Here is a 223-nt window from a genome sequence, read left to right on the forward strand (position 1 = left end):
TGAAAAAATTGAAGTTGTAAAGCTTCAAATTACAAATAAAAAAGATACAGAAAAAGGTCCGGAAAAACCAGGTGAAGGAACAGAAAAACCAGGTGAAGGAACAGAAAAGCCGGGTGAAGGAACAGAGAAGCCAGGTGAAGGAACAGAGAAGCCAGGTGAAGGAGTAGAAAAACCTAATTTACCAGAAAAAGGACAAGGTTCTTCTAATAATCAACAACTTCCA

1 pseudogene is annotated in these 223 nt (G+C 38.1%); it reads left to right on the top strand.

From position 1 onward, the window contains the following. Positions 1-223 (top strand): annotated as a pseudogene (locus MR167_RS32515) (MSCRAMM family protein); the annotation flags it as partial.

The sequence above is a fragment of the Bacillus cereus group sp. BfR-BA-01355 genome, from assembly GCF_022663675.1.
GTDB lineage: Bacteria > Bacillota > Bacilli > Bacillales > Bacillaceae_G > Bacillus_A > Bacillus_A thuringiensis_S.